12 protein-coding genes are annotated in these 19,150 nt (G+C 71.6%); 10 read left to right on the forward strand and 2 right to left on the reverse strand.

What is annotated here, in order from left to right; all coding sequences use genetic code 11:
- Positions 1-4,803, forward strand: a 4,803-nt coding sequence (locus ACZ5SK_RS46145; protein WP_468577931.1) for an RHS repeat-associated core domain-containing protein, incomplete at its 5' end; no start/stop codon positions are given.
- A gap of 542 nt (positions 4,804-5,345) precedes the next feature.
- Complete coding sequence (locus ACZ5SK_RS46150; RefSeq protein ID WP_457494634.1) at positions 5,346-5,573, forward strand: hypothetical protein; 228 nt, start codon at positions 5,346-5,348, stop codon at positions 5,571-5,573.
- On the opposite strand, the gene ACZ5SK_RS46155 is transcribed toward ACZ5SK_RS46150, so the two are convergent.
- On the reverse strand, positions 5,496-7,814 hold the full coding sequence (locus tag ACZ5SK_RS46155; RefSeq protein ID WP_468577933.1) for a beta-xylosidase/alpha-l-arabinosidase: 2,319 nt from the start codon (positions 7,812-7,814) through the stop codon (positions 5,496-5,498). The genes ACZ5SK_RS46150 and ACZ5SK_RS46155 overlap by 78 nt on opposite strands.
- Before the next feature lie 113 nt (positions 7,815-7,927).
- On the opposite strand from ACZ5SK_RS46155, the gene ACZ5SK_RS46160 reads away from it, so the two are divergent.
- The 6 genes from ACZ5SK_RS46160 (at position 7,928) to ACZ5SK_RS46185 (ending at position 15,783) form a co-directional block, all read left to right on the forward strand.
- Complete coding sequence (locus ACZ5SK_RS46160) at positions 7,928-8,986, forward strand: LacI family DNA-binding transcriptional regulator (protein ID WP_334577782.1); 1,059 nt, start codon at positions 7,928-7,930, stop codon at positions 8,984-8,986.
- Positions 8,987-9,093: 107 nt separating this feature from the next.
- A complete protein-coding gene (locus tag ACZ5SK_RS46165) occupies positions 9,094-10,461 on the forward strand; it encodes a glycoside hydrolase family 10 protein (RefSeq protein ID WP_334577781.1) in 1,368 nt (455 codons plus the stop codon).
- A gap of 169 nt (positions 10,462-10,630) precedes the next feature.
- Positions 10,631-11,647, forward strand: a complete 1,017-nt coding sequence (locus tag ACZ5SK_RS46170) for an LCP family protein (protein WP_334581204.1) — start codon at positions 10,631-10,633, stop codon at positions 11,645-11,647.
- 105 nt (positions 11,648-11,752) lie between these two features.
- On the forward strand, positions 11,753-12,109 hold the full coding sequence (locus ACZ5SK_RS46175) for a YciI family protein (RefSeq protein ID WP_334577780.1): 357 nt from the start codon (positions 11,753-11,755) through the stop codon (positions 12,107-12,109).
- 103 nt (positions 12,110-12,212) lie between these two features.
- Complete coding sequence (locus tag ACZ5SK_RS46180) at positions 12,213-13,499, forward strand: RNA polymerase sigma factor (RefSeq protein ID WP_334577779.1); 1,287 nt, start codon at positions 12,213-12,215, stop codon at positions 13,497-13,499.
- 202 nt (positions 13,500-13,701) lie between these two features.
- Positions 13,702-15,783 (forward strand): cell wall-binding repeat-containing protein, encoded by a 2,082-nt coding sequence (locus tag ACZ5SK_RS46185; RefSeq protein ID WP_468156614.1) that lies wholly within the window; start codon positions 13,702-13,704, stop codon positions 15,781-15,783.
- Positions 15,784-15,860: 77 nt separating this feature from the next.
- Here the strand turns inward: ACZ5SK_RS46185 and ACZ5SK_RS46190 are convergent, their stop codons facing one another.
- On the reverse strand, positions 15,861-17,030 hold the full coding sequence (locus ACZ5SK_RS46190; protein WP_468577937.1) for a class I SAM-dependent methyltransferase: 1,170 nt from the start codon (positions 17,028-17,030) through the stop codon (positions 15,861-15,863).
- 90 nt (positions 17,031-17,120) lie between these two features.
- On the opposite strand from ACZ5SK_RS46190, the gene ACZ5SK_RS46195 reads away from it, so the two are divergent.
- Both ACZ5SK_RS46195 and ACZ5SK_RS46200 read left to right on the forward strand, forming a co-directional pair.
- Entirely contained in the window at positions 17,121-18,191 is a 1,071-nt protein-coding gene (locus ACZ5SK_RS46195; RefSeq protein WP_468577938.1) for a polysaccharide deacetylase family protein, read from the forward strand.
- Positions 18,188-18,997: a polysaccharide deacetylase family protein gene (locus ACZ5SK_RS46200; protein WP_334577775.1), complete on the forward strand. Its 810-nt coding sequence runs from the start codon at positions 18,188-18,190 to the stop codon at positions 18,995-18,997. The genes ACZ5SK_RS46195 and ACZ5SK_RS46200 overlap by 4 nt, the downstream gene beginning before the upstream one ends.
- Positions 18,998-19,150 lie beyond the last annotated feature (153 nt).

Consider the following 19,150-nt stretch of genomic DNA (forward strand, 5'->3'; position numbering starts at 1 on the left):
GCCGACGAGACCGACTCCACCACCTGGCGCCGCTTCCGCTCCGCCAACTACTCCACCACCGGCTACGCACCCAAACTCGTCGTCACCTACAACTCGTACGCCACCACCGCCTCGTCCGCGATCTCGCCGTCGGCGGTGAACGCGTACAACGGCAAGCGGTACGTGACCTCCCTGACGCCGACGCTGTCGGCGAAGGTGACGGACGCGGACGGCGGCACCGTCAAGGGCCAGTTCGAGATCACGGCGGACCCGGCGTACGCGGACACCACGTACACCTACACCGGCACCTCCTCCTCGGTGGCGTCCGGTGCGACGGCGAAGCTGACCATCCCGTCGGCCTCCGCGTTCCCGGCCGGCAAGCATCTGCGCTACCGCGTCCGCGGCTACGACAACACCGACTACGGCTCGTGGTCCGGTTACACGACGTTCGTGATGAACACCGGCCTGCCGACCGCGCCCACCATCAGCTGTGCCCCGTACACGGAGAACACCTGGACGACGCAGGCCACCGGCGGCGCCACCTGCACCCTGGACACGTCCTCGGCGGACGGCATGGGCTACGCCTGGGGTCTGGACGACTCCTCCGTGCCGAACCGGGTCTACGACACCACCGACGGCTCGGGCGGCGACCCGCTGACGATCACCGTCAACCCGGGCGAGGACTGGCACAACCTGTACGCCAAGACCGTCGACTCCGGCGGGAACCTCTCCTCGACGACGACCTCGTACGCCTTCGGCGTCGGTGACGGCGCCGGTCTGCTCACTCCGGCCGAGGGCGACACCGCCGCCCGCCGGGTCAGCCTCACCTCCACCGGCAAGACCACCTACACCGGCGTCACCTACCAGTACCGGCGCGGCGAGACCGACACCTGGCAGAGCGTGCCGCTCGCGGACGTCACCAAGTCGTCGGACGGTTCGGCGGTCTCCGCCTGGCCGGTCGCCGTCACCAACGGCAGCCCCGCCGCACTCACCTGGAACGTGACCACCTCCCTGGCGGACGACGGTCCGGTCGACGTCCGTGCGGCCTTCACCGACGGTACGACCACCGCGTACTCGCAGCCGCACACCCTCACCGTGGACCGCAACGCGGGCACCGCACCGAGTGCCCAGGTGGGCCCCGGCTCGGTGAACGCGCTGACCGGTGACTTCACCGTCGCCGCCACCGACGCCTCCGGCTTCGACCTGACGGTGTCGCGCACGGCGTCCTCGCGCCGCCCCACCATGGGCGCGAGCTCCGCGGGCCAGTCGGCGATCTTCGGCCCGCAGTGGACCTCCGGCACGACCGCCGAGATCACGGACTCCGACTGGGCGTACGTCCGCCAGCCGTCGTCCACCTCGGTGCAGCTGGTGGACGTGGACGGTGACGAGACCGGGTTCACCGCGACCTCCGCGGGCGGCTGGAAGCCGGAGCCCGGCTCCGAGGACCTGACCCTGACCTTCGACTCCGCGTCGAGCACGTTCACGCTGAAGGACGACCAGGGCACGACGACCACCTTCGCGAAGGTGGACCCGGCGGCCGCCACCTGGCAGGTGTCCAGCACCTACCTGCCGACCGACAACTCCACCACCAAGGTCGTCTCGGAGAAGGACCCGGCCGGCCCTGCCAACCAGCCGCTGGCCCGCCCGAAGTACGTCATCGCGCCCACCTCGGCCGTGTCGTCCTCCACGTGTGGGACGACGCCGTCCACGAAGGGCTGCCGCCTGCTGGAGTTCGTCTACGCGACCTCCACGACGGCCACGAGCTCGGCGTTCGGTGACTACACCGGGCAGGTCAGGCAGATCAAGGAATGGGCGACCGACCCGGGCGCCTCGGCGGCCACGGCGACCGTCGTCGCGCAGTACTCCTACGACGACTCGGGCCGCCTGCGCGAGGAGTGGGACCCGAGGATCAGCCCCGCGCTGAAGACGGCCTACGCCTACGACAGCGCCGGCCGCATCATCACCCTCACCCCGCCCGGCGAACTGGCATGGACCCTCACCTACGGTCAGGCCGGCAACGCGGCCACCGCCGGTGCGGGCATGCTGCTGAAGGCGTCCCGGCCGAACCTGACCGCGGGCACCAAGAGCACCACCGACGGCACGAACGCCACCACCAGCGTGGTCTACGACGTGCCGCTGTCCGGCACCGCCGCGCCCAACGCCATGGGCACCTCGGACGTGGCGACCTGGGGACAGACCGACGTGCCGACCGACGCGACCGCCGTCTTCCCGGCCGACTCGGTCCCGGCGTCCAACACCGGCGGCAGCCTGTCGGCGTCCGACTACAAGCGGGCGACGATCACCTACACCGACGCCTCCGGCCGCGAGGTCGACACGGCCTCGCCCGGCGGGCACATCTCCACCACCGAGCACGACCGCTTCGGCAACACCGTGCGTGCGCTGACGGCAGGGAACCGTGAGGTGGCGCTCGCCACCAGCGGCGCAGGCCAGGCCGAGCAGGTGGCGCTGAGCATCGACCAGCTGACCCCGGCCGACCGCGCCCAGCGGCTCTCGACGACCTCGGTGTACTCCGCCGACGGCCTGCGCGAGACCGACGAGTACGGTCCGCTTCACCAGGTGACGCTCACGTCCGCCCTGGCGGCGGGCAGCGGCGGCACCGACCTGCCCGCGGGCAGCCAGGTCCCGGCGCGGCAGCACACCGTCAACATCTACGACGAGGGCCGCCCGACCGACGGCACGGCCACCGTCGCCAACCAGGTCACCACCTCCAAGGTGGGCGCGTCCGTCGACGGTTACCCCTCGGACGGGGACGTGCGCACCACGACGACCCAGTACGACTGGGTCAAGGGGCTGCCCACGACGACGATCACCGACCCGAGCGGTCTCGCCCTGAAGAAGATCACCGGGTACGACACGCAGGGCAGGGTGATCCTCACCCGCCTGCCGAAGTCCACCGGCACGGACGCGGGCGCGACGGTCACCACGTACTACTCCGCGACCGGCACGGGCGCCTGCAACGGCCGTCCGGAGTGGGCGGATCTGGTCTGCTCCACCGGTCCGGCGGGGGCGATCACGAACGGCGGGTCCAACCCGTCCCAGCTGCCCACCAAGACGACCGAATACGACCGCTGGGGCAACACGGCCAAGGTCACGGAGACCGCCAACTCCGTCACCCGGACGACGACGAACTCGTACGACGGGGCCGGCCGGCTCACGACCACCTCTGTCGCCGGAGGCGTGGGCACCGCGGTGCCGGACACCACGACCACCTACGACGTCGACAGCGGCGACGTGGCCACGGTGACGTCGAACGGGGAGACCATCACCCACACCTACGACCAGCTCGGACGGGAGATCTCCTACGCCGACGGCGCGGGCAACACCGCCGCCACGCAGTACGACGCCCTCGGCCGGCCGGTGCAGACCACCGACTCGGCGCCCTCCACCACCACCTACACCTACGACACCACGAAGGACCCGCGCGGTCTGGAGACCTCCCGCACCGACTCGGTCGCCGGCACCTTCGCCGCGACCTACGACGCGGACGGCGACCTCGCCACCGAGTCCCTGCCCGGCGGCTACACCCTGGCGAGCACCCAGGACGAGACCGGCACGGAGACCTCCCGCATCTACACCCGGGACAGCGACGGCACCGTCGTCGCCTCCGACACGGCCGACCACTCGGCGCAGGACCAGACGGTCGCGGACACCGACACCAACGGGCAGACACGCAGCCGGAGTTACGGCTATGACGCGGCCGGCCGCCTCACCAGGGCGGACGACACCGACCCGAACGGCGCCTGCACCCGCCGCGACTACACCTTCGACGACAACACCAACCGCGCCTCGCTCGCCACGGTGACCGGTGACGTGGGCACCGCCTGCACGTCGACGGGAGAGACGACGACCTCGTACTCCTACGACAGCGCCGACCGCCTGGAGACGACCGGCACGGTCTACGACGCCTTCGGCCGCACCACGACCCAGGCGTCCGGCACGACCATCGGCTACTACGCCAACGACCTCGCCCGGCAGCAGACCTCCGGCACCAGCCGGCAGACCTGGAGCCTGGACGCGGCCGGTCGCATCGGCTCCTGGACCACGGAGTCGAACAGCGGCGGCACCTGGACCCAGACCGGGGCCATGACCAACCACTACGGTGCCGACGGCGACAGCCCCGACTGGATCCAGGAGACGGCCTCCACCGTCACGCGCAACGTCCAGGGCATCAGCGGGGACCTCGCGGCCACCACCAGCGCGACCGGCAACGTCATCCTCCAGGTGACCGACATCCACGGTGACGCCACCGTGCAACTGCCACTGGACACCAGCGTCTCCCCGACCGCACAGTCCTACGACGAGTACGGCAACCCCGAGGCCGACACCATCGCTGCCCGCTACGGCTGGCTCGGCGGCAAGCAGCGCTCCAGCGAGACGGTCACCGGCGCCACGCTCATGGGCGTCCGCCTCTACGACCCGACCACCGGACGCTTCCTGTCCGTCGACCCCGTCCCCGGCGGCAGCGCCAACGCCTACGACTACTGCAACGGCGACCCGCTCAACCGCTACGACCTCGACGGACGCTGGTGGTGGGGGCGCCATTACTGGCGGCATGTGAGGCAACACATCCGTCACTGGGGGAGACGCCACCGCTTTGTGCGTTACACCTACTATGCTCTCCGGCGCTGGGGCGGCCGCGTGTCGCGCAATCACTACGTCAGACAGTGCGCGTGGTGGGGCGGAGGTGCAGGTGGAGCGACTCTCGCGTACGGCTGGTATGCAGGGCCGGTCGACTGGGCCATGGCCGGGTTCAACGGTGTCTTCGGCTGTGCAGCCGGAATGGGCAGCTACCGATGGGGCTGAAAAGGACACAAATGCACTCCCCGGATCGTAAACCCGACCGTATCGGGTCCGTCATCGCTGCTGTCGCCAGCGTGAGCAGCATCTGTCTTGCTCACCTCGCGGCGCCGCAATTGCCACTCGGTTTCCTGGTCGTCCCCGGAATCATCGTCGGGGCAGCTATAGCAATCGCCGTACGCAAACCACGGCGAACGAGATAGTGGGAGGCCCTGAAAACCTTGCACAAGTGCCTCGTAGTCGTGTAACAGACCATTACACGCACTAACGGGCGACCCCGGAGAAACCTTCTTTGACGCTGTTTGTCATTCGAGGGCATGCTCTTCTCGGCCCCGCCGAGCTTCGGCTCGGCGGGGCCGAGTGCTTCGAGCGGTCGCTTCCGCTCGCCCTGATCTGCGCCACGGCCGCGCGGTCCTGGGCGGCCGGCCGGACCGGGGCGAAGGGCTCCGGACGTTCCGAGCGGCCCGAATGAAGACGACGAACAGTCCGCCGAGAACGACGGCCGGGGGCAGCCGGCCGAGGAGGAGCATGACCACGCCGAGCAGCCAGTGGCGGGCTCTGTACTCCTCGGCTCTGCCGGTTGTGCCGGTTGTGCCGGTTGTGCCGGTTGTCCCGGATATGGCGGTGTCCATGGGGTTCCTGTCACGTGCCTGAGGATGTCGGCGGATTCTGACCCGCCGACACCCTCCGCCCGCATCTCAGTTACGCAGAACTTCCACGTCGCAGTGCAGTCGCCGCTCCGTGCCCACCTCGCGCACCGGTCCGGTCAGCCGTAGCCGGGCCACCTCCCGCACCTCCGCGCTGGACGCGCCCAACCGCAGTTCCAGTGCGCCGGGTTCGACCACGCGCTTCCCGGCCCGGTCGGTGAACGCCGACAGGTCGGCGTGGAAGCGGAACGCCACCCGCGCCGACTCGCCCGCCGCCAGCTCCAGCCGCCGGTAGCCGATCAGCCGCACGTCAGGACGGGTCACGCTCGCCACCGGGTCGTGCAGATACAGCTGCACGACCTCCGCCCCCGCCCGCTCCCCGGTGTTGCGGACGGTGACGGAGACGTCGTAGGAGCCGTCCGTCGGGATCTCCGCGTCGGGGCCGCTGAAGTCCTCCCAGGCGAACGCCGTGTAGGAGCGCCCGTGGCCGAAGGGGTACAGCGGGGTCGGGTCCAGGTTGCTGACGTCGCCCGCCAGGCCCAGCGGCGGCTGGAGGTAGGTCCACGGCTGGCCGCCCGGCACGCGCGGCACGCTCACCGGGAGGCGGCCCGAGGGGTTGACGCGGCCCGACAGCACTCCCGCGACCGCCGGGCCGCCCTCCTCCCCGGGGAAGAACGCCTGGACGACCGCCCCCAGCCGCCCGTGCCAGCGGCCCAGCGCGTACGGGCGGCCGGTGAGCAGGACGAGGACGACCGGGACGCCCGTCGCCACCAGCGCGTCCAGCAGCTCGCTCTGGACGCCCGGCAGGTTCAGGTCGGTCACGTCGCAGCCCTCGCCCGAGGTGCCCCGGCCGAACAGGCCCGCCCGGTCGCCGAGCACGGCCACGCAGACGTCCGCCTCCGAGGTGCGCGCGATGGCCTCCGTGAACCCGGACGGATCCGGGTCCGAGACCCCGCAGCCCTCCGTGAACGTCACCTTCGCGTCCGGGAGTTCGGCCCGCAGGGACTCCAGCAGGGTCGGGATCTCGATGCCCGGTTCCGTCTCGGGGTGGTGGGTGAGGACATGGGAGGGGAAGGAGTAGCAGCCGAGCATCGCCAGGGCGTCCGCCGCCCTCGGGCCCACCACGGCGATGCGCGTGTCGGGTGGGAGGGGGAGCAGGGCGTCGGGGTTGTCCAGCAGGACCACCGACTCCTCCGCCAGCCTGCGGGCCAGGACGCGGTTCGTCGCCGGGTCGAGGTCGACCGGTCCGGCGCCCTCCTCCGGCTCGGGCCGCCAGTCCTCGTCCAGGAGGCCCAGCTCGCACTTCTGGAGCAGGACACGGCGGGCGGCCCGGTCGACCAGCTCCTCGGGGACCTCGCCCTCCCGTACGGCGGCGACCAGCGCCTCGCCGTAGTACTTCACCGTGGGCAGCTCGACGTCGACGCCCGCCGTCAGGGCGAGGCGAGCGGTCTCGGCGGGGGTGCCGGCGACCCGGTGCAGGGTCTGCAGGAAGCCGATGCCGAAGTAGTCGGCGACGACCGTGCCCGTGAAACCCCACTCCTGGCGCAGCAGGCGGGTCAGCAGCTCCGGGTCGGCGGAGGCCGGGACGCCGTCACGTTCCGTGTAGGCCGACATCACCGAGCGGGCGCCGCCTTCGCGCAGCGCCATCTCGAACGGCGCGAGGGTGACGTCGGCGAACTCGCGCGTGCCCGCCCGCACCGGCGCCAGGTTGCGGGCCCCGGCCGAGGAGGCGTACCCGGCGAAGTGCTTGAGCGTGGCGACGATCCCGGCCGACTCCAGCCCGCGCACATAGGCCGTGCCGACCGTGCCCACCAGGTACGGGTCCTCGCCGATCGTCTCCTCGACCCGTCCCCAGCGCGGGTCGCGGACGACGTCCAGAACGGGGGCCAGACCCTGGTGGACGCCGACCGCGCGCAGGTCGCGGCCGATCGCCCGGCCCATCTCCTCCACCAGCGGCGGATCGAAGGCCGCGCCCCAGGCCAGCGGGACCGGGTAGGCGGTGGCCCGCCAGGCGGTGAAGCCGGCCAGACACTCCTCGTGGGCGACCGCCGGGATGCCGAAGCGGCCGGCGGCGGCGATCCGGCGCTGGGCGAGCGCCAGCGCGCGGACGCCGAGCGCCGGGTCCACGGGGGCGGTGCCGAAGGAGCGGGTCAGCTGGCCGAGCCCCCGGGTGATCAGCTCGTCCCAGTCGTCGGCGGCGTCGGATGTCATGTCGTGCTGATGCGGGGCGACTCCGTCGCCGTCCGTCGCGGCGCCGACCCACACGCCGTACAGCTGGGCGGTCTTCTCCTCCAGGGTCATCCGGGAGAGGAGGTCGTCGACACGGGCGGCGGCGGGCAGGGCGGGGTCACGCCAGGAGGCGGTGGTCATGAGACTCCTGTCCCGAAGGATTCGAATGTTTCGTAATGCACTTCGAATGTTCCGGGAACCTATGGCGTCCCCTTGGGTTCGTCAAGGGGGCGCGTGGGGATACGATCGCCGCCATGACACCCTCGGAGCCCGTGGAAACGCGGACAGAAGCACGGCCGACACAGACCGCGACGCTCGCGGAGATCGCCCGCGAGGCCGGCGTCTCGGCACCGACTGTTTCGAAGGTCCTCAACGGCCGTGCCGATGTCGCCCCCGCGACCCGCACCCGCGTCGAGGAGCTGCTGCGCACCCACGGCTACCGGCGCCGCCGCGCCGAGGCGACCCGCTCCCCTCTGATCGACCTGGTCTTCCACGAGCTGGAGAGCGCCTGGGCGATGGAGGTCATCCGGGGCGTGGAGAACGTGGCGCGGGACGCCGGACTGAGCGTGGTGCTGAGCGAGAGCGCCGGGCGGCTCACGCCCGGGCGGACCTGGGCCGACCAGGTCGCCGCCCGCCGCCCGCACGGCGTCGTGCTCGTGCTCTCCGGCCTGGACGAGTCCCAGCGGGCGCTGCTGACCAGCCGTTCCATCCCGTTCGTGGTGATGGACCCGGCGGGCGACCCGGGGGCGGACGTGCCGTCGATCGGGGCCACCAACTGGCAGGGCGGCCTCGCCGCCACCCGGCACCTGATCGAGCTGGGACACCGGCGGATCGGGGCGATCAGCGGGCCGCCGCAGATGATGTGCAGCCGCGCCCGGATCGACGGCTACCGGGCCGCGCTGGAGACGGCCGGGCTGCCGGTCGAGCAGGACCTCGTCAAGACCGGCGACTTCCACCACGAGACCGGCTACCGCCTCGGCCGCGAGCTGCTCTACCGCCCCGACCGGCCGACCGCCGTGTTCGCCGGCAACGACCTCCAGGCCCTCGGCTGCTACGAAGCGGCCCGCGAGCTGGGCCTCAGGATCCCGGAGGACGTGAGCGTGGTGGGCTTCGACGACCTGCCGGTGGCGCGCTGGGTCGGCCCGCCGCTGACGACCGTCCGCCAGCCGCTGACGGAGATGGCGGAGGCGGCCGCCCGGCTGGTCCTCGAACTGGGCCGCTCGACGTCCGCGGAGGCGCCGACGGCGACGCGGGTGGAACTGGCGACGAGTCTGGTGGTGCGCACGAGCACGGGGGCGCCGCCCGTTTCCTGAGAGGGGCGGCGTGGCTGGAAGTTGACGTATTGACGGGTGTGGTGGGCGCCTCCACACTCCTCCGAAGTCAATCGGTTGGACGACCGAAACTTTCGGAGGCACCCGCAATGAGAACCTCCAGAACCCTCTCCGCACGGACCTGGCTGACCACACTGGTCACCGGGGCCACCGCCGCCGCGGCGCTGCTCGTCGCGGCCCCCGTGTCGCACGCCGCCGACACCCCCCTGCGCGACCTCGGCGCCGCCAAGGGCAAGGTCATCGGCACCGCGGTCACCGGCTCCAAGCTCACCGGCACGTACGGCGACCTCGCCGGGGCGCAGTTCAGCTCGCTGACCCCCGGCAACGCCATGAAGTGGGGCTCCGTCGAGCCCACCCAGGGCAGCTTCAACTGGGCGGAGGCCGACCAGATCGTCGCCTTCGCCCAGGCCCACAACCAGCAGGTGCGCGGCCACACCCTGGTCTGGCACAGCCAGAACCCCAGCTGGCTGACGAACGGCAGCTGGACGCCCGCCCAGCTCGGCACCCTGCTCCAGAACCACATCAGCACCGAGGTCGGCCGCTACAAGGGCAAGCTCGCCGCCTGGGACGTCGTCAACGAGCCCTTCAACGAGGACGGCACCTACCGCTCGACCCTCTGGTACAACGGCCTCGGCGCCGACTACATCGCCAACGCCCTGACCTGGGCGCGGGCCGCCGACCCGGCCGCCAAGCTGTACATCAACGACTACAACGTGGAGGGCGTGAACGCGAAGTCGACGGCCCTGTACAACCTGGTCAAGTCGCTGAAGGAGCGCGGGGTTCCCATCGACGGGGTCGGCCTCCAGGCCCACCTCATCCTCGGCCAGGTGCCGTCCACCCTCCAGCAGAACATCCAGCGCTTCGCCGACCTCGGCGTCGACGTGGCGATCACCGAGCTGGACATCCGGATGACGCTGCCCTCGGACAGCGCCAAGCTCGCTCAGCAGAAGGCCGACTACAAGGCGGTCACCGCCGCCTGCGTCGCCGTCGCCCGCTGCGTGAACATGACCGTCTGGGGCTTCACCGACTCCGACTCCTGGGTGGAGAGCACCTTCCCGGGCCAGGGCGCGGCGACGCCGTACGACGCGAACTACGCGCCGAAGCCGGCGTACTACGGCATCTCCGAGGCGCTCGGCGGCGGGACCACCACTCCACCGCCGACGGGTGCGTGCACGGCCGCCTACAGCGTGGGCAGTCAGTGGAACACCGGGTTCACCGGGAACGTGACGATCTCCTGCTCGGGCGCCTCGCTGTCGTCCTGGAAGGTGACCTGGACGTACGGCGCGGGCCAGCAGATCACCCAGGCCTGGAACGCCACGTGCACCCAGTCCGGCGCGACCGTCACATGCCAGAACGCCTCGTACAACGGGACGGTCCCGGACGGCGGTTCCGTGTCGTTCGGGTTCAACGCGAGCTGGAGCGGCAGCAATCCGGCGCCGACGGTGACGCTGGGCTGACCTCGGGCCGATCCCGGGCTGATCCCGTCCTGAGAATCATGAGATTTTCTGAAGAAGTTCGGCTCGCGTCCGCTGTCCTGACACTTCGCTCACAACTCGGACTTATGTTCGCCTTGTGACGGGAGACGTGGCGAGACATGACGCGAACGGGCCGGACGGCGGCACAGGGGTGGGCCGGCGGTCGAGAGCGCTGAAGGCCGCCGGCCTCACCCTGGCCGCCGTCCTGGTGCTGGGCATCGGCACGGCCGGCTGGGCCTACTGGCACCTCAACGGCAACATCAAGAGCGTCGACATCGACAACGCGCTCGGCGACGACCGCCCCGCGAAGGCGGCGGTGACGCCCACCCCGTCCGGCTCGGCGTCCGCCGTCCCGCTGCCCACCGAGGCCGTCAACATCCTGGTGCTGGGCTCGGACTCGCGCAGCGGCGCGGCGAATCAGGCACTCGGCGGCGGCGACAGCACCGGCGCCCGCTCCGACACCGCGATGGTCGTGCACATCGACGCGGGCCGCACCTCCGCCACCGTCGTCAGCATCCCGCGCGACACCCTCGTCACCCGCCCCTCCTGCCCGCTCGCCGACGGCGGCTCGACGGGCGTCGCGTACGGCGCGATGTTCAACACCGCCTACTCGGTCGGCGGTCCGGTCTGCGCCGTCAAGACCGTCGAGTCGATCACCGACGTCCGCATGGACCACTACATCGAGGTCGACTTCTCGGGCTTCGCGAAACTCGTGGACGCGCTCGGCGGGGTCACCGTCACCACCGACGCGGACATCGACGACGACGACAGCCATCTGCACCTCAAGGCGGGCACCCACCACCTGGACGGCGCCCGGGCCCTCGCCCTGGCCCGCACCCGGCACGGCATAGGCGACGGCAGCGACCTCGGCCGCATAGGCCTCCAGCAGAAGCTGGTGAAGGCCCTCCTGGAACAGATCGCCGCCACCGACCTCCTCACCAGCCCCACCAAGCTCTACGCCGTCGCCGACGCCGTCACCGGCAGCCTCACCACGGACACCGGCCTGAACTCCCTCTCCGAGCTGACGAAACTCGGCCAGAGCCTGAAGAACCTCTCGGCCGACCGCGTCAGGACGGTGATGATGCCCGTCGTGCCGGCCCCCTCCGACCCCAACCGGGTGGTGGCCGAGGAACCGGCGGCGAGCGCGCTGTGGAAGTCGCTGAAATAAATTCCGGCGAGCGTGTCGATCCGGCCGTCCGCCGTTCGACGCAGGGGTGAGAGGCCGGGAAGGACCCGGCCCGCCGGAGTCCTCCGGACGTCATGAGGAGTCACCATGCCCCGTTACCTGTCGCTCGTGCGGATCGACGAGAACAGCACGCCCGCCGAGGGCCCCAGCCCCGAGCTGATGCAGCGCATGGGGGAGCTGATCGAGGAGATCACCAAGGCCGGCGTGATGCTGGAGACCGCGGGGCTGACCCCGACCTCGCAGGGCACCCGGGTGCACTACGAGGTCGGCAGGATCTCCGTCACCGACGGCCCCTTCACCGAGTCCAAGGAAGCAATCGGCGGCTACGCGATCATGCAGTGCAAGGACCAGGCCGAGGCCATCGAGTGGGCCAAGCGCTTCCTGAAGGTCCACGACGACTTCTGGACCGTGACCTGTGAGGTGCGGGAGATCGCCGAGGGCTGAGCGTTCCCCGTCTCGTCACCCGGTGCGTACGTCGGTGCGTGTGTCGGCGCGCGGCGGTGCGTTCCTTGGTCGAAGCGCGGCGCGGGGTGTTCGATGGTGGGCTGTGGAACAACAGCCCGCCGCGAACCCCCGGCCCGCCTCGGATCCCCGGACCGCCATCGAGACCGTCTTCCGTCTGGAGTCGCCCCGCGTCATCGCCGCCGTCGCCCGCGTCGTGCGGGACGTCGGCATCGCCGAGGAACTGGCGCAGGACGCGCTGGTCGCCGCCCTTGAGCAGTGGCCGCGGGACGGAGTGCCGGACAATCCGGGCGCCTGGCTCACGGCCGCCGCCCGGCACCGCGCCGTCGACCTGGTCCGCCGTCGGGAGAACTACGCCCGCAAGCTCCAGCAGATCGGCCGCGACCTGGAGACCACGACCGCCGCGCCCGAGGAGCCCGCCGACCCCGACGACATCGACGACGACCTGCTCAGGCTCGTCTTCACCGCCTGTCACCCGGTGCTGTCCGCCGAGGCCCGCATCGCCCTCACCCTGCGCCTGCTCGGCGGCCTCAGCACGCCCGAGATCGCCCGCGCCTTCCTGGTCCCCGAAGCGACGGTCGCCCAGCGCATCGTCCGCGCCAAGAAGACGCTGGCCGCGAAGAACGTCGCCTTCGAGGTGCCGTACGGCCCCGACCGGGAGGCCCGGCTCGGCTCGGTCCTCGACGTCATCTACCTGATCTTCAACGAGGGTTACGCGGCCACCGCCGGCGACGACTGGCTGCGCCCGGCGCTGTGCGAGGACGCGCTGCGGCTGGCCCGGCAGCTGGCGGCGCTGATGCCGAAGGAGCCCGAGGTGCACGGCCTGGCGTCGCTGCTGGAGTTCCAGGCCGCCCGCACGGCCGCCCGCACCGCCCCCGACGGCGCCCCGGTCCTCCTCAGGGACCAGAACCGCCGCCGCTGGAACCGCAGGCTCATCGCCCGGGGCATCGCCGCCCTCGACCGCGCCGGCGCCACAGCCACGGGTGCCCCCGGCCCCTACGCCCTCCAGGCCGCCGTCGCCGCCTGCCACGCGCACGCCCCCACCTACGAGGACACCGACTGGTCGGCCATCGCCACCCTCTACGGCCTGCTGGCCGCCCGCGCGCCCTCCCCGGTCGTCGAACTCAACCGCGCGGTCGCCGTGTCGATGACGGACGGCCCGGGACCCGCGCTGGAGATCGTCGACGGCCTCGCCGCCGAGCCGACCCTGCGCGACTACCACCTGCTCCCCAGCGTCCGCGGCGACCTGCTGCTGCGTCTGGGCCGTACGACGGAGGCGAGCGCGGAGTTCGAACGCGCGGCGGAGCTGACGGCCAACGCCCGGGAACGGGACCTGCTGAAGGCACGGGCGGAGGCATGCCGGCTGACCTGAAACCCGCGCACCATCGAACAGTTGTGGCTCGTTATTCCGTTCCCTCTGGGTCTGGTGCGCACTAGGCTGATCCAGCCGCTGTGAAACGGCTGTGTGGTCGACGGGGGATATGGCGACGGGGGAACGACGCCGACCCGGCCCGCGCGCGCGGCTCCATCGACATGTGCATCGACATTTTTGTGATCCCTGGGGGGACGACAACTTGAGACTTTTCACGCGCCGCCGTACCGCGGCGCTCGCCACCGCGGTGGTGCTCGCCGCCGCGGGCACCCTGGCCACCGCATCCGGCGCCCTCGCCGACGACGCCGGACCCTGGCCCGGCACCGAGGGCCGCATCCTCAGCGACGGCGGTGGCGTGATCGACGCCGCCACCGGCACGACCGGCCGGATCCCCACCGTGGGGAGCTACGCGACCTGGGCGCCGGACGGCAGCCGGGTGCTCAGCGTGTCCGGCCAGATCTACAGCGTCCTGGCCAACGGCACCAAGAGGTTCGCCCTGCCGTGGGCGCAGGGCATGCGCTCCAGTGCCCCGTACGAGGACCTTACGTTCTGGAACGGCGGACGTTTCGTGGTCTTCGCGAGCGGCGGCCAGCTCGCCTACGGCCCGTCCGACGCCGCCTGGGCGCCCGGCCCGCTGATGCCGGCGAACCTGGAGCCGGCCACCGTCTGCGACTCCGAGCCGAGCGTGAGCGTCGACGGGCTGGTCGCGTTCGAGCGCCGTGCCGGCAGCTGCGACGCCGACGCCGCCGGCGTGTACGTCTACAACGCCACTGCCAAGACGGTGAAGCTCGCCATCGCCGACGCCGAGCAGCCCGCCTGGTCCCCGGACGGCACCAAGCTGGCGTTCGTCCGCAAGGACGCCGACGGCAACCCGCAGATCTTCACGGCGAACGCCGACGGCACCGACGTCAAGCAGCGCACCAGCGGCCCGCGCCGGTTCGCCAACCCGTCCTGGTCGCCCACCGGCAAGCGGATCGTCTTCGACGCCCACACCTCGCCCAACAGCGACGACGTGCACACGACCGAGTACGTCGACCTGGCCACCGGCGAACTCACCAAGGTCGGGGACACCGCCACGGGCGACAACCCCAGCTGGCAGCCGCTGCGCAAGAACACCACCGGCCGGGTCTGGGGCGGCAACGCCTACCTCACCGCCACCGCCGCCTCCCGGTGGACCTGGAACACCGTCGGCCACAGCGAGCCCGGCCTGATGGACGCCAAGTCCGCGGTGCTGGTCAACCAGGACAGCCCGGCGTACGCCGTCACCGCGCCCGCCCTGGCCGGCCGGAAGGAGGGCCCGGTGCTGATGACGCAGAAGACCGGGCTGTCCTCGACGACGAAGAACGAGCTGAAGCGGACCCTGAAGCCGGGCAAGCCCGTCTACCTGGTCGGCAGCACGGCCGTCCTCGACAACACGGTCTTCGCCCAGGTGAAGGCGCTCGGCTACACGCCGGTGCGGCTGACGGGCACGGACCCCTACTCGACCTCGGTCATGGTGGCCAAGACCATCAGCTCCGCCCCGAAGTACGTCTTCCTGGCCGGTGGCACCGAGTACCGTGCGGCCGTGTCTGCGGCGGCCGCGGCCGGCTCCGACGGCGCGGCCAGCGCGGGCGGGGTCGTCCTCACCAACGGCAACAAGCTGCCCGCGTCGACGCAGGCGTACCTCAACAGCCTGAACCCGGACAAGACCATGATCATCCCGGTCGGTTCGGCGGCGCAGTACGCGCTGACCCACTCGAGCTTCTCGCGGTGGCCGTCGACGTACTCGTACTACCCGATCTCGGGCACCACGGACCCGTCCCTCTCGGTGGCCATCGCCATGTTCTGGTGGACCGCGCCGAGCCAGGCCGGCCTGGCCTACTCGGGCTCCTGGCGCGACGGCGTGTCGGCCGCCTCGGCGATGAACGTCTTCGGGCCGGTTCTGTGGACCACCAGCGCGGCGGCTCCCTCGGCCGAGCTGACCAACTACTTCCAGCGTGAGTCCGCCGCCGTCAACTTCGCGGTGGCCTTCGGCGTGAACGGCTCGATCTCGCCGGCCGCGCTGAACACCGTGGGCTCCACGATCAGCGCGGGCAGCTCCTACTTCGTGTACCACCCGTTCTTCAACGGCGACGTCCCGGCGGGCGCGCAGGCGGGCATGCCGACGAGCTCCTTCGCCGCACCCGTCAACGGCAGCGACACCGGCGACGGCCAGGCCGCCGCCGGCGCCACGGCCAAGCGACCCGCCCCGGCCGGCTCGCACGAGACGAACCTGGCGCCGCTCAAGACGCTCCAGCGCCAGTGATCGCGGGCAACACCGGGTAACGGCACGAAACGGCACAAATCAGCAGTAAACAGCAGCAAACAGCAGGAAACAGCAGGTCAGGCGGGGGCGCCGACGAGCATCGTCGGCGCCCCCGCCACCCGCGTCAGGAACACGGTCACGGAGTTGCGCCCCTGCGGCCTGGGCAGCGCCTTCTTGCGCAGCTCCTCCGGCTCGACCGCCGACCCCCGCTTCTTCACGGTGAGGATCCCGACCTCACGCTCCCGCAGCAGCGCCTTCAACTTCTTGACGTTGAAAGGCAGTTGGTCGGTGATCTCGTAGGCGGAGGCGTACGGGGTGGCGTGCAGAGCGTCGGCGGTGACGTAGGCGATGGTCTCGTCGATCAGCCCGCCGTCGAGGTCCCGGGCCACGTCGGCGACCAGATGCGCCCGGATGACGGCGCCGTCGGGCTCGTACAGATACCGCCCGACCGGCCGGACCGCCGGGTCGGGCAGACCGCCGCCGAGCAGCGTCCGCGGTCCGGGCAGCAGGGTCGCCCGAACGGCCCCCGGCTCGCCGGTCCCGAACCACAGCACGGCCTCCTTCACATCCCCGCCGTCCGAGATCCACTCGGCCTCGGCGTCCTCGGGGATCGCCTCGTGGGGGATGCCGGGCGCGATCTTCAGCGCGGCGCGCGGCGCCTTGCGGGCGGCCTCGACGGCCCAGGACAACGGCGGCGAATAGGCCTCCGGATCGAAAATCCGGCCACGACCGCCGCGCCGCGCAGGGTCGACGAACACGGCGTCGTAGCCGCTCGTGTCGACGTCCGTGACGTCCGCCTCCCGCACCTCGATGAGCTCGGCGAGCCCCAGCGCGTCGGCGTTCGCCCGCGCCACCGCCGCGGTCAGGGGATCCCGGTCCACCGCGAGCACCCGGATCCCGGCACGGGCGAGCGCGATGGCGTCGCCGCCGTTGCCGCAGCACAGGTCCGCGAGGGAGCGGACGCCCAGCGCCCGGAAGCACTCCGCCCGATACGTCGCCACACTCGCCCGTGTCGACTGCTCCACGCCGTTCGGCGTGAAGAACATGCGCTCGGCGTCCTCGGCCCCGAACTTCGCCGCCGCCCGCTGCCGCAGCCGGGCCTGGCCCAGGGCCGCGGACACCAGGTCCGCGGGGTGCTCACGGCGCAGCCGGGTGGCGACGGCGAGCTCGTCGGCGGGGGCGGTGCCGCGCACGGCGTCGAGGAGGGCGCGGCCCTCGGGGGTGAGGAGGGGGGCGAGGTCGTTCACCGGGTCATTGTGGGCCAGTCGGTGGATGGTGCGCCTCCGGCGGCGGTGTCGGGCGGGGTTCCGGAGCGGTGACTGCGAGGATCCGGCGCCATGGGATCTGTCGTACAAAATGATGACAAGAGTGGCCGTTATGGGGCTGGTTGTCGCCGCACCGGAGCCGGTGAGACGGGGCGCATTGGGCACATGAGGCGCACACGGCTCACGAGGTGGACGAGGCGCAGGAGGCGCACGAGGCTTCGCCTCACGGGCCTCCGGAGCGCGGCCGCCGTCCTCACCCTGGCCGCCGTCGCGACGGGCTGCGCGGGAGGCGGCGCGGGGACCGGTGGGGCGGGCAAGGGGATCCGCCCCGCGCCGGGCCAGCAGCCGGACCGGGCGGCGCCCCCCGCGGCCCCGCCGGCCCGCGCCCTGCACGCGTACGCCTCCCGGCTCCGCGCCGCCCAGCAGGCCCGGGTCGCCGCGGCGAAGCGCTGGGGCCTGAAGAAGGTCCCGCTGACGCCTCCCGCGCCGCCCGCGCACAAGCCGGAGATCACGGCCCGCGAGGGCTTCGAGGTGGACGACCAGGAGCAGCTCGGCCTCCCCCCGGTCTTCACCACGATCCCGACCAGCGACAGGGTCGTCTTCCTCACCATCGACGACGGCTCCGAGAAGGACCCGGCGTTCCTGCGCATGATGACCGACCTGAAGATCCCGTACACCGCCTTCCTCAGCGACTACCTGATCAAGGACGACTACGGCTACTTCAAGAAGATGCAGGCCACCGGGGTCGTACTGAACAACCACACGCTCCACCACCCGTATCTGCCGGGGCTGTCGTACCGGCAGCAGAAGCACGAGATCTGCGGCATGCAGGACGTGATGGAGCGGCACTACGGCAAACGCCCCACCGTGTTCCGCCCGCCCTACGGCAACTACAACCAGGACACCCTGCGCGCCGCCAAGTCGTGCGGCATCAGATACGCCCCCATCTGGGACGAGGAGGTCTTCGTCGACCACTGGGAGTACCGCGAGTGGGATCAGGACATCCACCCCGGCGACATCGTCCTGAGCCATTTCCGCGGTCGCGGCGACTGGAAGGGCACGATGCCCGACATGATCCGCCGGTTCCTCGACAAGGTCACGGAGAAGGGGTACGCGGTGGCACGGCTGGAGGACTACCTGTGAGCCTCCGGTCCCTTACCGGAGGCGTCCTGGCACTCGCCCTGCTCACCGGCTGCGCCCAGTCCGTCGACCCGATCGAACGGCTGGGCAGGAAGGCCGCCGCCGGAGTCCGCCCACCCGGCCCGGCCGCCCAGGACCCGTACCGCCGCTGGGGTCTGACGTCTCCTCTGACCCCCGCCCCGTCCCACCCGGCCGGCCGCCCCCTCGCAGGCAGCCCCGGCGTCGGCCTCCCGCCGGTCGTCGACCAGGTCCCGACCACCGACAAGGTCGTCTTCCTCACCTACGACGACGGCGCCGAACGCGACCCCCGCTTCGTCGACATGGTCCGCGAACTGCGCCTCCCGGTCAGCATGTTCCTGACGGACAGTGTGGTCGGCCCCGGCTACGGCCACTTCGCCCGCCTCCGCTCCGTCGGGGCGACCATCCAGAACCACACCCTGGACCACCCGGCCCTGCGCGGCCTGCCCTACGCCGGCCAGCGCGCCGAGATCTGCGGCCAGCAGGACAAGCTCCGCGCCCGCTTCGGCCTGCGCCCCCGACTCTTCCGCCCGCCCTACGGCGCCTACGACACCACCACCCGCCGCGCCGCCGCCGACTGCGGCATCACGGCGATCGTCCTCTGGCGCGTCTCCATGGGCCCCGCCGACCTCGCCTACGCCCACGGCTCCCCCCGCCTGCGCCCCGGCGACATCATCGCCGTGGACCCCGACGAGGCGACGGGCCCGAGCATGAGACAACGCACGGCGCGGCTGCTGCGCCGGGTGCAGGAGGAGGGCCTGACGGTGGGGCGTTTGGAGGACTACGTGTGAGAGTTCCTCGCGGCGCCGACCGGGTCCCCCTCCGCCGAAGCGGGGGTCCGGGGACGACAGCCCCCAAACGCGATTGGCACTCGGCTTGACCGAGTGCTAATCGCAGTCATAGTCTCAGCTCTGGCACTCACCACTGGAGAGTGCCAACACAGC

Source organism: Streptomyces sp. NPDC031474, assembly GCF_055581185.1.

What these genes read in the sequence shown, in the direction of transcription:
- ACZ5SK_RS46155 (WP_468577933.1), bottom strand. Translation starts at nt 7,814, where the DNA reads ATGACCACCGCCTCCTGGCGTGACCCCGCCCTGCCCGCCGCCGCCCGT.
- ACZ5SK_RS46160 (WP_334577782.1), top strand. Translation starts at nt 7,928, where the DNA reads ATGACACCCTCGGAGCCCGTGGAAACGCGGACAGAAGCACGGCCGACA.
- ACZ5SK_RS46165 (WP_334577781.1), top strand. Translation starts at nt 9,094, where the DNA reads ATGAGAACCTCCAGAACCCTCTCCGCACGGACCTGGCTGACCACACTG.
- ACZ5SK_RS46175 (WP_334577780.1), top strand. Translation starts at nt 11,753, where the DNA reads ATGCCCCGTTACCTGTCGCTCGTGCGGATCGACGAGAACAGCACGCCC.
- ACZ5SK_RS46195 (WP_468577938.1), top strand. Translation starts at nt 17,121, where the DNA reads ATGGGATCTGTCGTACAAAATGATGACAAGAGTGGCCGTTATGGGGCT.